This window comes from Rheinheimera hassiensis (genome assembly GCF_022436675.1).
Lineage (GTDB): Bacteria > Pseudomonadota > Gammaproteobacteria > Enterobacterales > Alteromonadaceae > Alishewanella > Alishewanella hassiensis.
The window spans coordinates 658,138-669,005 of sequence record NZ_JAKUJZ010000001.1; the positions used below are offsets into that span (position 1 = coordinate 658,138).

12 protein-coding genes are annotated in these 10,868 nt (G+C 49.3%); 8 read left to right on the forward strand and 4 right to left on the reverse strand.

Annotation, left to right across the window (positions count from 1 at the left end; all coding sequences use genetic code 11):
* The first annotated feature begins 66 nt into the window (after positions 1 to 66).
* The 5 genes from MJX74_RS02790 to MJX74_RS02810 all read left to right on the forward strand — a co-directional run bounded on the left by MJX74_RS02790 (position 67) and on the right by MJX74_RS02810 (position 4,965).
* Positions 67 to 453, forward strand: coding sequence for a DUF4920 domain-containing protein (locus MJX74_RS02790; protein ID WP_240220709.1), 387 nt, complete (start codon positions 67 to 69; stop codon positions 451 to 453).
* A gap of 184 nt (positions 454 to 637) precedes the next feature.
* Positions 638 to 2,911, forward strand: coding sequence for a TonB-dependent receptor (locus tag MJX74_RS02795; RefSeq protein ID WP_240220710.1), 2,274 nt, complete (start codon positions 638 to 640; stop codon positions 2,909 to 2,911).
* Positions 2,912 to 2,918: 7 nt separating this feature from the next.
* Positions 2,919 to 3,185: a hypothetical protein gene (locus tag MJX74_RS02800; protein WP_240220711.1), complete on the forward strand. Its 267-nt coding sequence runs from the start codon at positions 2,919 to 2,921 to the stop codon at positions 3,183 to 3,185.
* On the forward strand, positions 3,175 to 3,438 hold the full coding sequence (locus tag MJX74_RS02805; RefSeq protein ID WP_240220713.1) for a hypothetical protein: 264 nt from the start codon (positions 3,175 to 3,177) through the stop codon (positions 3,436 to 3,438). The genes MJX74_RS02800 and MJX74_RS02805 overlap by 11 nt, the downstream gene beginning before the upstream one ends.
* The gene (locus tag MJX74_RS02810; protein ID WP_240220715.1) at positions 3,439 to 4,965 is read left to right on the forward strand and encodes a PepSY-associated TM helix domain-containing protein; all 1,527 of its coding nucleotides are present in this window, start codon (positions 3,439 to 3,441) and stop codon (positions 4,963 to 4,965) included.
* A gap of 33 nt (positions 4,966 to 4,998) precedes the next feature.
* Here the strand turns inward: MJX74_RS02810 and MJX74_RS02815 are convergent, their stop codons facing one another.
* Entirely contained in the window at positions 4,999 to 5,532 is a 534-nt protein-coding gene (locus MJX74_RS02815; protein WP_240220717.1) for a DUF6942 family protein, read from the reverse strand.
* A gap of 101 nt (positions 5,533 to 5,633) precedes the next feature.
* Here MJX74_RS02815 and MJX74_RS02820 point away from each other — a divergent pair, with 101 nt between their 5' ends.
* Positions 5,634 to 6,497, forward strand: a complete 864-nt coding sequence (locus tag MJX74_RS02820; protein ID WP_240220719.1) for a DUF817 domain-containing protein — start codon at positions 5,634 to 5,636, stop codon at positions 6,495 to 6,497.
* Between the two features lie 48 nt (positions 6,498 to 6,545).
* Here the strand turns inward: MJX74_RS02820 and MJX74_RS02825 are convergent, their stop codons facing one another.
* From MJX74_RS02825 to ccoG, 3 genes are read right to left on the reverse strand one after another with little or no spacing between them, the layout of a single operon-like run.
* Positions 6,546 to 7,181: a thiol:disulfide interchange protein DsbA/DsbL gene (locus MJX74_RS02825; protein WP_240220721.1), complete on the reverse strand. Its 636-nt coding sequence runs from the start codon at positions 7,179 to 7,181 to the stop codon at positions 6,546 to 6,548.
* 50 nt (positions 7,182 to 7,231) lie between these two features.
* Positions 7,232 to 8,227: a serine/threonine protein kinase gene (locus MJX74_RS02830; protein ID WP_240220723.1), complete on the reverse strand. Its 996-nt coding sequence runs from the start codon at positions 8,225 to 8,227 to the stop codon at positions 7,232 to 7,234.
* A gap of 8 nt (positions 8,228 to 8,235) precedes the next feature.
* Positions 8,236 to 9,663 (reverse strand): cytochrome c oxidase accessory protein CcoG, encoded by a 1,428-nt coding sequence (gene ccoG / locus MJX74_RS02835; protein WP_240220725.1) that lies wholly within the window; start codon positions 9,661 to 9,663, stop codon positions 8,236 to 8,238.
* A gap of 266 nt (positions 9,664 to 9,929) precedes the next feature.
* Here ccoG and MJX74_RS02840 point away from each other — a divergent pair, with 266 nt between their 5' ends.
* Both MJX74_RS02840 and MJX74_RS02845 read left to right on the forward strand, forming a co-directional pair.
* Positions 9,930 to 10,292: a hypothetical protein gene (locus MJX74_RS02840; RefSeq protein ID WP_240220727.1), complete on the forward strand. Its 363-nt coding sequence runs from the start codon at positions 9,930 to 9,932 to the stop codon at positions 10,290 to 10,292.
* Between the two features lie 14 nt (positions 10,293 to 10,306).
* A complete protein-coding gene (locus MJX74_RS02845) occupies positions 10,307 to 10,729 on the forward strand; it encodes a DUF3010 family protein (protein WP_068236982.1) in 423 nt (140 codons plus the stop codon).
* Positions 10,730 to 10,868: the final 139 nt, after the last annotated feature.

Here is a 10,868-nt window from a genome sequence, read left to right on the forward strand (position 1 = left end):
ATTAATTATCCATTTGCTTTTTTGAGCTATTGCGCCAGAATACGGCATCTGACAGGGAGAATAAGTATGATAAAAACACTATTGGCAGTTAGTGCTGCCGGCCTGATATTTACTGCTCATGCGGCAACACTATTTGGTACCGCAGTTGATAAAACGGCGGTAATACCGGTTGAGCAATTGCTAGTGCAGCCTGCAAACTATCTGGATAAAGTGGTTACGATCAGCGGTAAAATAGACTCAGTATGCAGCAAACAAGGCTGCTGGATGAAATTTACCGCCCACAGCGAACAGGGGCCGTTCCGCATTAAAGTGCGCGATGGCGATATGGTGTTTCCGCTAAGCGCAAAAGGTAAAACCGCTTACGCCACCGGCACTGTGCGGTTATGGCCACAAGGCGAAGATGAAGCTGATGCTTACCAACTTTACCCGACAGCAGTAGAAATAGCCGATTAACAAAGTGGGCATGCTGCTATGCCCACTTATTCAACTGCTGCCACACAACAATAGCCCTTATAAATACTACAGGACGTGTTTCAGGCGACAAATTTAGCCCGCACCAACAAATTGTTATTGAGATTTATTATCATTAGCGTTAGCCTTTGTAAAGCAAACCGGCTTACCTGCGTGTGGAAATTAAATGTCAGTACCAATTAAGTGCTTTAACCTTTCTTTTTTAATGGCCAGCCTGTGCCTGCCGTTAGCTGCACAGGCTCAGCAGCAGCCCCGGCAAGAAAGCCAGATTGAAACCATTACTGTACGTGGCGAAAAAACCGATCGTTCGCTGCAGGATACCTCCAGTAGTGTGGCTGTAACCACCGCATTGAGAATTGAGCAGGAAAATCTGCAAAGCCTGGACGATATCTTAAACCGCACCGCGAACGTTTCTGCCATGTATGGCAGCCGGGGTTTTACTATCCGCGGTATTGCGGACGAAGCCGGTGCCTCTAACCCACTGGCCACCATCTATCTGGACGGCGCAGCACTGTCCAGCCAGATCAGCGATTCCGGCCCGACTGATTTATGGGATATTGCCCAGGTAGAGGTGATGCGCGGCCCGCAGTCTACCATTCAGGGCGAAAATGCCTTGGCCGGCGCCATTATTATGCGTTCGGCAGAGCCGACAATGGACTGGACCGGTAAAGCCAGAGTGCAGTGGTCAGATCCCTCCGATCGCCGTATCGCTGTTGCCGGTGGCGGCCCGTTAATAAATGATGAGCTGGCTTTCAGGATAGCGCTGGAGAAGCGGGATTTTGATGGTTTTGTACACAATGTTACCCGTAATGAACCAGAAGATGCAGTTGACTCCCTGCAGGGGCGCATTAAGTTATTGTGGACACCGTCAGCTTTGCCGGGGTTTACCGCCAGATTAAGCCATATGCGCGATGACCGCGACGGCCCCTATATGTATGTCTACAGCGATATCAGCGCCGGCGACTATTATGATGATCGTACCAACAGATCGGACGCCAAAGGCAGTACCGATATTGTAACGGATATCACCACGCTGGAGCTGGACTACCAGCTCAGTGAGCAGTGGTCGTTATCTGCTGTTACCGCTAAAAGCCGCTCTGACGTCAACCGTACTTATGATACCGATCAGACAGAGCTGAACACCTCTTTCGGTAATGTAGCAGGGCTGCACGATACGCTGTCACAAGAACTGCGGCTGCATTACAACGGCGATAAACTGCGGGGTTTGGTTGGCGGCTACTGGTCAAAACGGGAAAACGATACCCTGACGACCACCCTGAGTAATGTCATTACCCCGGTAGGAACAATCAGCGCAGTATTGCAGGGCAATGGCCTGGACAGCACTACCGCAGCGCAACTGGCGGCGCTGTACGCCAGTGAACTGCCGCTGATCCCGGTAGATTATCAGAGTAAAGCCCCGACCCAATCGGAGAATCTGGCAGTGTTTTTTGATGGTGAGTATCAGCTATCAACGCAGTGGGCCCTGCTGGCCGGTGCCCGGTTGGATAAAGAACAATATGATTATCAGTCGGATACCACGGCTGTGTTTGCCGGCACGCTGCCAGATCCAGCTAATTACGGCCAGCCGGGTTCGGCACTGCATACTATATTCAGCGGGGTAAACGCCGCGGTATTAGCCATGGTAGATGATGCCAGCAGCAATGCACCGGCCAGCAGCCGCGACTTTACTGCATTTTTGCCCAAGCTGGGCGTGCGCTGGTCATATCACCCCGAGCAATCACTGGCATTGACAGTGCAGCGTGGCTACCGCTCTGGCGGCAGCTCTTACAATATTGCCCGCGGCGAAGTGTTTGCTTACGAGCCGGAATACACCACTAACTATGAACTGGCCTGGCGTAGCAACTGGCCCGGGCAAAACCTGACCATTAACAGCAATCTGTATTACATCGACTGGAAAGATAAGCAGGTTATTGCCAATTTTGGTATTAATAACTTCGACAGTCATACCGTGAATGCCGGTAAGTCGCATTTATACGGTGCAGAATTCGAGCTGCGTCAGCGGCTAAATAACCAGTTCGACTGGTATGGCTCTTATGCCTATTCGAAAACCCAATACGACGAGTTTGATACCATAACAGACGCTATTATCAGCAACTTTTCCGGGCAGCCTTTTGCTTACGCACCGCGTCATACCGCAGCAGCAGGGGTAAACTGGTATCTGGCTGATAATTGGGCACTTAATGTCAACGGTAACTTTCGCAGTAAAGTCAGTACAGGCCCGCGCGATAGTACGCTGTGGCTGTCATCCAGAGCACTGTTTAACGCCCGGCTAAGTTATGATCAAACCAACTGGTCAGCCTATCTGTTCGTCAATAACCTGTTGGATAAAGGCTACCAGCAGTACCGTTGGCTTGATGAGCCGGTGGCGATCCTCGGCGCACCAAGAGTCATTGGTGCCGGTGTGCAGTGGCAATGGTAGTGGCGTTATGACGTTACTGCTGGCTTTAATCTGCCTGAGTATCACCGCCCTGGCGTTGTATATGCTGGCGCCGCAGCAGCAATTAATACGCCGCAAACTCCGCACGCTATGGCTTGGCAGCGTTGCTGTAAGCAGCTTGTTGGCGGCTGTGCTACTGCTGACACCGGGCTATGGTTTCTGGCCGGCCTGCTATCTGGCGTTAACCTGGTTAATGCTGGTTTGGCTGTTGCTACCGCTTATTGCAGTATTTAAAAAGGTGAAATATGGCAGCTAAACACTGGGCGGCGGCATTGTTCGGCTTGCCACTTACCATTGCCTGGGTTGGCATATTGGCGTTGTTATTTCCCGGTACTGCACAACAGGCTATTTTGCCGTGGTTATTACTGACCTTTCCGTTGTGGGTCGCTGTAATGGCGCTGATGTATTTAAGCCGTAGCGGTAAACGGCTATGGCTGCTGGCAAGCAGCTTAACCCTGATCAGTTACGCCGCATTGTGGCTGTTAAAAACAACCGGCACGGCGGTATAAATGAAAGTTATTACCCAAAAAAGCTTCCGTAACCTGCACACCTGGACTGGCCTGCTGACCGGCTTGCTGTTGTTTATTGCCTTTTATGCCGGTGCGGTTTCGGTATTTGTACACGAGCTGCAGCAGTGGCATGGCATTATTCAGCCCTCAGCGCCAACCGTGTCGCTGCCACAGGCGCAGCCGCTTATTGAGCAGGTACTGCAGCAATACCCACAAGCAGCACATGGCTTTAACCTGACACTGCCAGGAGCCCATGGTACTGATATGGCACTGCTCTGGTATGACAGCGACAGCGCAACCCAATACAAATTTGTTGCTGACAGCCAGCAGCAACTGCAGAAGCAAACCGCCAGGCAGGATTTTATCAGCCTGATTTATGATCTGCATTTTACTGCCGGCTTACCGCGTCAGGCCGGTTTGTACCTGTTTGGTCTGGCCTGCATTTTATATGGTCTGGCACTGGTTAGCGGTGTGGTTATTTACGCGCCGGTGTTTATCAAAGATTTATTTGCGCTGCGTTTAGGCCAGAGCACCAAACGCCTGTGGCAGGATGCACATAATCTTATTGGTGTACTGTCGCTGCCATTTCATATTATTTTTGCCTGGAGTGGTGCAGTACTCACCATCGGCTTTTTACTGCTGGCACCGTTTCAGTTTGTGGTGTTTGACGGCAAACTGCTGCAAATACTGGAGCCCGACTTTGATGTGGTCGCCCATGTTGAGCCTGCCGGTGTTGCAGCCCCGTTGTTACCCACGGAAACCTTGCTGGCCATGGCCGCTCAGCACTTGCCGGCAATGCAGGCCGAGATGCTGTTTTACCATGATGCCGGCGATGCCAACGGCACTGTTACCATCTACGGCGAATTGCCATCACCAACACTGACACAAAGAGCGATAGTGGTACTAAATAGCAGCACCGGCGAGCTGGCGGGGATGCAAACCCCGGAGCAGTTCCGGCCGGGCACAACCTTTCTGCGGGGTTTACAAAACCTGCATTACGGTGATTTTGCCGGCTATGCCTCCAAGTGGTTGTATTTTATCTTAGGCCTGGCAGGCGCTTTGCTGTTTTACACCGGTAACCTACTCTGGCTGGAAGTACGGCGACGCAATAGCAACGCGCAACCGGCAAAAATACGGCTGATGGCCTCACTTACGCTTGGTGTGTGTTTGGGCGCAATTGCCGGTATTTCAGCACTGTTTATCGCCGGTATATTGCTGACAGAAACCTGGCATAAAATGGTGTATTTCAGCGTGTTTTTTGCAGCATTGGGCTGGGCTTTTCTGCGCCAGCCGGCCAAAGCCGGTACAGAGTTACTGTATTTAACGGCACTGCTAACCTTATTAATGCCTTTTGCAGCCTGGTACCACAGTGGCCAGTTTTTCCTGGCAGCTTTATTAGATGGCAACGTCTTACGCTTTATGGTGGAAGGTACAGCGATATTACTGGCGGTATTGTTCTGGCTACTGGCACGCGCGGCGAAAAAGCGTGCAGATAAAACCGATAACAGTATCTGGGCAAAATTATAAGCCTTAGCTAAATAACATAGTTAAATGGCATAGTTAAATATCTGAGATCAGCTGTGCCAGAAAAGCCAGCTTTTCGTTATTAAGCTGGCGATAGTCAAAGTAAGGGCATACTAACACCCGGTTGTGTTTATCCACGGCAAATTCGTTATTTAACCAGCTAAGCTGCGCCGCTAAACCTTGTTCTAACAAGGCTTTGGCGTAAGTGCGACCAGCAATAATATGCACAGCTTCTTTTGCTGGCTGAAGATCAGGCGTACTAAAGACTAACGCTGTATTGCTACCGGCTTGTAATAAATATTGCTCACGGTACTGCTGCCAGCTACCGGCGCGCTGCGTAAAAGCAAATTGTTTAGTGTCCAGCGCAAACAACAGCTTGGCATACACATTAAACACCTTGCGCCAGCCATTGCCGCAGGCACAATTGATCAGCTCTATTTCGCCACGGTGCAGCGGCTGCATTGTCACTACGTCAGCATACTCCGTCATCGGTGGCCGGCTAGCAATATATACGCGGATGCGAGCGGTAGTATCACCAAAGCCTGCGGCTGATATCGGTAGGGTTTTCATAGCCTTGCTCAGCGTTTATTCAGGCAGCTACTTTAGCATAAGCGCTTGCCTGCAGTGTTATAGCAGGTTAATTTTAGCTATTACTTTGCCAGGGACTGCATATGTCATCTTTTTCTGTTGCTGCTGTTAACCGGCTGGACCATTGGTTAATGCAGGTTACCCCGCCAGTTGATACCAACGGCTTTCGCCGCTTTTGCTGGGAATTCTGGTTTTTTGGCTTAAAACAGGCGCGGGCCTGTTTATTTGTTGCCTTGTTTTTTGCTTCGGTGTTGTTGGTGCCACGTACCGGGTTCCTGAGCATACCACGCTATGATGTGTTGCTTATTCTGGCACTATTAATTCAGTACTGGATGGTGTGGAGCAAACTGGAAACCGTCGATGAGCTAAAAGCGATTTGTTTGTTTCACCTGGTTGGTTTTGCGCTGGAGGTGTTTAAAACCTCGGGTGCTATTCAATCCTGGAGTTACCCCGATTTTGCTTACACTAAGGTATTTGGCGTGCCGCTGTTTGCCGGTTTTATGTATGCCGCCGTCGGTAGTTATATTATTCAAAGCTGGCGCTTAATGCAGCAACGGGTTGCCCACCATCCGCCCTACTGGATGGCAGTGCTGGTGGCACTACTGATATACGCCAACTTTTTTAGCCATCACTATATTGGTGATTACCGCTGGTATATTGCTGCGGCCACGCTGGGGCTTTACGCCCGCACTATGGTGTACTTTACGCCACTGGATCGCGAACGCAGCATGCCACTGTTGCTGGGCTTTGTGCTGGTAGGCTTTTTTATCTGGCTGGCGGAAAATATCAGCACCTTTATGGGGCTGTGGAGCTACCCTAACCAGTTAGGTGCCTGGTCGGTAGTGCATTTAGGCAAGTGGAGTTCATGGTCATTGCTGGTGATTATGACCTTTACCATAGTGGCGCAGCTGAAATATGTAAAACAGCGTATTGATGTGCCGCGCTAACCAATAAAAAAGGGCCGCCTGCTGGCAGCCCCTTTCTGATATAAATAATTAAGCGTCTTTTTGCAGCAGGAAGTTAATCAGTTCCTGCATTTCTTTTTCATAATTACGCGAGTCCAGCGCGGCATTATTAATTTTGTATTTACCGTTTACTACCAGCATAGGCACGCCGGTTAAAATCCGCTTTTCAGATAACTCGTCCTGCTCTTTTTTCATTTGATTAGCCGCACCACGTACCGAAAAGCTTTTCATGGCTTTGTCGTAAGTGTCGGCATCAATATCATGAATTAACACCAGGCTGCGGATCTCGTTTTCATTGGAAAAGGGGGCGCGGTTACGGTGAATCTGGTTAAAAATAGCACTGGCAACCTGATCGCCTTTACCCTGGCTTTTTGCTACCAGATAAGCGCGGGCCAGCGCATTTTGCAGCTCGGGTGAGGCAGCACGGATAAAATCAACATGCACTTTTTTAAATTCGGTACCCTCTGGCAGCTTTTTAGCAATGCTTTGCGCTACCGGTTCAAACGCATTACAGCCACCACAGTAAAATGAAAAGAACTCTTTTACTTCCGGCTTGGCGGTTTTTTGCTCAGAGATAACCTCATAGTGCTTGCCCTGCTCAAACTTGGCCTGAGCCGCAAAAGGCAGTAACAGTGTTAACGCGATTACAGATAACAGCTTTTTCATTTTAGATTATGTCCTTAATTAGACCGGTTGAAGCACAGCTTAACAAAAACTCAGTAGTCTGGCACTAGCGAAAGAGGTGCTTGTTGCAACAGATAAAGTTGTTCTTTCAATGCCAGGCATTGTTGTTCCCAGTATTTGTCTGTGGCAAACCACGGAAAGTTCATCGGGAACGCCGGGTCTTGCCAGCGCCTGGCCAGCCAGGCCATATAATGCACCATGCGCATGGCTCGCAGCGGTTCAATTAACTTCAGCTCGGCGGGGTCAAATTCGCAGTATTGCTCGTACTCTTCCAGCATTAGCTCCAGTGTATCGCGCTGCTGCAGGCGGTCACCCGACAACATCATCCAGATATCCTGCATCGCCGGGCCGCTGCGGCAGTCGTCCAGATCAACAAAAAATGGCCCCTGATCGACATAGAACAAATTACCGGCATGACAGTCACCATGCAACCGTATCAGGCTGGTGGGTTTATATTGCTTAACACAAAGTGCAATAACCTGATCCAGCGCAGTGTCAAACGCCGGGCGCAGGTAAGACGGAATAAATGGCAATGTGCTTAACACCTCCCGGCTTTGCAGCAAATGGCTTTCAACACTAAATGCCGGGCGCTGGCTAAAAGATTTTACTTTGCCCACCTGATGCAAACGGCCAAGAAAACGCCCCAGCATGGCCAGTTGCTCGTCGTTATCAATTTCCAGCGTGCGGCCACCGCGACTTGGAAACAGGGCAAAATAATAACCACCGTAGTGCAGCAACGATTGGTCGTTTACTTTTACCGGCGCCACCACCGGAATCTCAGCCGCGGCCAGCTCAAAGGCAAAATCATGCTCTTCCTGCAGTTGCTCTGCACTCCAGCGCTGTGGCCGGTAAAATTTTACGACAAATTTTTCCGGTTTTAATGCCTCACCGCGGTAGGCGCTGAATTGATACACGCGGTTTTCATAGCTGTTTAATGCTGACAAACCAGAGCTGACATCCAGCCCCAGCTGCTGCAAGGCATCAATAATCAGATCTGGCTGTAAGGTAGAGAAATCAAAGGCCGTCATAAGGCTCCTTAGCGGCCAACAAAAAAGGTGGTGGACTGATCCAGCTTAACATCCGGGTTGTCAGTCTGCTGTACAGTAAAGCGGATGTCCAGGCTGCGCTGCTCTGTGCTGTATGGATCCAACGCCAGGCTTACCGGCACACTGCGGGTTTCACCGGCACTGATACTTACGCGCTGCGGGCCAATCCAGTTAAAGCTTTCGCTACCGGCAACACTAAGGTCAAACTCCACTGCATGCTGCGACTTATTAGAAATACTCAGCGTATAAGTATTTTCGATCAGGCCTTCGTTTGTTTCGCGGTACAACTCGCCACGGTCGCGGATAATGTTCATTTCCAGCGGTACCCGGCTGTATAGTGTCCAGGCAAAGGCCACACAAACGGCCACCAGCACCAGCATATAGCCCAGTAGTTTAGGCCGCAGTACCTTAGTAGGTTTGCCATTCAGGCTGTGCTCGGTGGTGTAGCTGATAAGCCCGGGCGGGTAGCCCATTTTGCTCATAGTGTCATCGCAGGCATCAATACAGGCACCGCAGTTAATACACTCGTACTGCAGGCCGTTGCGTATATCTATGCCGGTTGGGCACACCTGTACGCACAGATTACAGTCGATACAGTCACCCAGGCCTTTTTCTTTATAGTCTTTATCTTTACGGCTGCGCGGGCCACGGTTTTCGCCGCGCTTTTCATCATAAGTAACGGTAAAAGTGTCTTTATCAAACATCGCCGATTGAAACCGGGCATAAGGGCAAATGTGGGTACACATAATTTCACGCATCCAGCCGGCATTACCGTATGTACAAAGCGTAAAAAACAGCACGGAAACTACCGCCCAAAAGCTGGCCTCAAAGGTAAAAAACTGAATAAACAGCGGCCCTACAGGAGTAAAGTAGCCGACAAAGATCAGTGCAGTAAGCAGTGAGAATGCCAGCCAGCAGAAATGTGTAGCCGCTTTTTTGAAAAACTTACTGGCAGACCAGGCATCGTTATCCAGCTTAATCCGTTGATTACGGGTGCCCTGAATTTTCTCTTCAAACCAGATAAAAATAAAGGTCCATACCGATTGCGGGCATAAATAACCGCACCACACCCGGCCATACAAAGCAGTAACAAAAAATAATGCATAGGCGGCAATAATAAAAATCCACGCCAGAATAGTAAAATCCTGCGGCCACAGAGTCAGGGCAAAAATATTAAATTTCTGTTCAGTAATATCCAGCAATATGGCTTGATGGCCGTCATACTGCAGCCAGGGCAACAGCATAAACAACCCCATAAACACAAAACCCATATAGCGCCGTATGGCCTGATGCAGACCTTTTACTGCCCGCACATAAATACGGTCACGCGGGTTGTAATGCCCACTATGGCTGCTATCCGGTTTATGTACTTCAACGTGTACCGGAATATTTTTGATGTCTATTTTTTGCTGATCCAAGGAAAACCCCGTTACTGCATATTGCGCCAGCTGCCAAGTATAACAGTTTGCCAGACTGAATTTTTGACATGAAACAAAGCAATATCTATGCCTGTTGCATTTTTGCTGTGCCTGGCCCGATCTAGCGCAGAAAAACGTAAACAAAGTTTACACCTGATACTTAAAGTGTAAACTTACTATGCAGCTTGCAGATATTAACTGCCGCCCCGTGCGCAGCGCAGCGCTATCCGTTACAATGCCGCCATTGCTTACCGGAGTAGAAGCTGATGAAGAAGTTGTTTTGGCTGGTTGTAGTTATTCTGCTGGTGATTACTTTTTCTGACCATAACCTGATCAGCCCTTATAAAGAGCAGTTATTTGCGTTGATAATGGACAAGGCCGCTATAGCCGGCGACAGTAAAGAAGCCGCACTGCGCACTACACGCAAGCAATTGCTGGCATTATCTGAGCAATGGGGCGAAGGCCAGCGTACACAGTTGGATAAAGCCAGCAGCAGTATTGATAACCTGCTGCAATTTCAGCGGAATTACTGCAAAAATGGTGATTTTAACCCGTTTTTATATGGTGATCCGTTAAAGCAAAGCTGTGCAGTGATTGAAAATCAGTTGCATAACCTGACCAAACCCTAAGCAGAGGATTGCCAATGCGCACCTGTGGTATCGAAATTAAAGGCAGTGAAGCCATTATTTGCCTTATGACCCTGAAAAATGGCCTGTTCGACTTACCGGATTGCCGGCAAAACCGCTTTGCACTGAGTAAAGACCAGGATCAGGAGCAAATGCGCCATTTTCAATTTACTTTCGCTAAGTTTATCGAGGATTACCAGATAACCCAGCTGGTTATTAAAGAGCGGCCTCAAAAAGGCAAGTTCGCCGGTGGCGCGGTAGGTTTTAAAATTGAAGCAGCATTGCAACTGATTGCCGGTTGTAACTGTCACTTAATCAGCGCCAGCGAACTGAAAGAGAAGCTAAAACGCCACCCAATACCGGTTGATTTTAAAGCTACAGGCTTAAAGGTATTTCAGGAAACTGCTTTTCTTACCGCTTACGCTTTTTTAGCTAAATAAAAAGCGCTTATATAAGCGGGTACCACTATAGTACCCGCCACCTGCCAACTAAATAACTGATCCTAACTCTGCTACACCCGTTGTAAACCATGACCGTCGCCCGGAAACGGCACTGCGTTATCCATAAAGTGCTCAACCT

What these genes read in the sequence shown, in the direction of transcription:
- MJX74_RS02790 (WP_240220709.1), top strand. Translation starts at nt 67, where the DNA reads ATGATAAAAACACTATTGGCAGTTAGTGCTGCCGGCCTGATATTTACT.
- MJX74_RS02795 (WP_240220710.1), top strand. Translation starts at nt 638, where the DNA reads ATGTCAGTACCAATTAAGTGCTTTAACCTTTCTTTTTTAATGGCCAGC.
- MJX74_RS02800 (WP_240220711.1), top strand. Translation starts at nt 2,919, where the DNA reads ATGACGTTACTGCTGGCTTTAATCTGCCTGAGTATCACCGCCCTGGCG.
- MJX74_RS02805 (WP_240220713.1), top strand. Translation starts at nt 3,175, where the DNA reads ATGGCAGCTAAACACTGGGCGGCGGCATTGTTCGGCTTGCCACTTACC.
- MJX74_RS02810 (WP_240220715.1), top strand. Translation starts at nt 3,439, where the DNA reads ATGAAAGTTATTACCCAAAAAAGCTTCCGTAACCTGCACACCTGGACT.
- MJX74_RS02815 (WP_240220717.1), bottom strand. Translation starts at nt 5,532, where the DNA reads ATGAAAACCCTACCGATATCAGCCGCAGGCTTTGGTGATACTACCGCT.
- MJX74_RS02820 (WP_240220719.1), top strand. Translation starts at nt 5,634, where the DNA reads ATGTCATCTTTTTCTGTTGCTGCTGTTAACCGGCTGGACCATTGGTTA.
- MJX74_RS02825 (WP_240220721.1), bottom strand. Translation starts at nt 7,181, where the DNA reads ATGAAAAAGCTGTTATCTGTAATCGCGTTAACACTGTTACTGCCTTTT.
- MJX74_RS02830 (WP_240220723.1), bottom strand. Translation starts at nt 8,227, where the DNA reads ATGACGGCCTTTGATTTCTCTACCTTACAGCCAGATCTGATTATTGAT.
- MJX74_RS02840 (WP_240220727.1), top strand. Translation starts at nt 9,930, where the DNA reads ATGAAGAAGTTGTTTTGGCTGGTTGTAGTTATTCTGCTGGTGATTACT.
- MJX74_RS02845 (WP_068236982.1), top strand. Translation starts at nt 10,307, where the DNA reads ATGCGCACCTGTGGTATCGAAATTAAAGGCAGTGAAGCCATTATTTGC.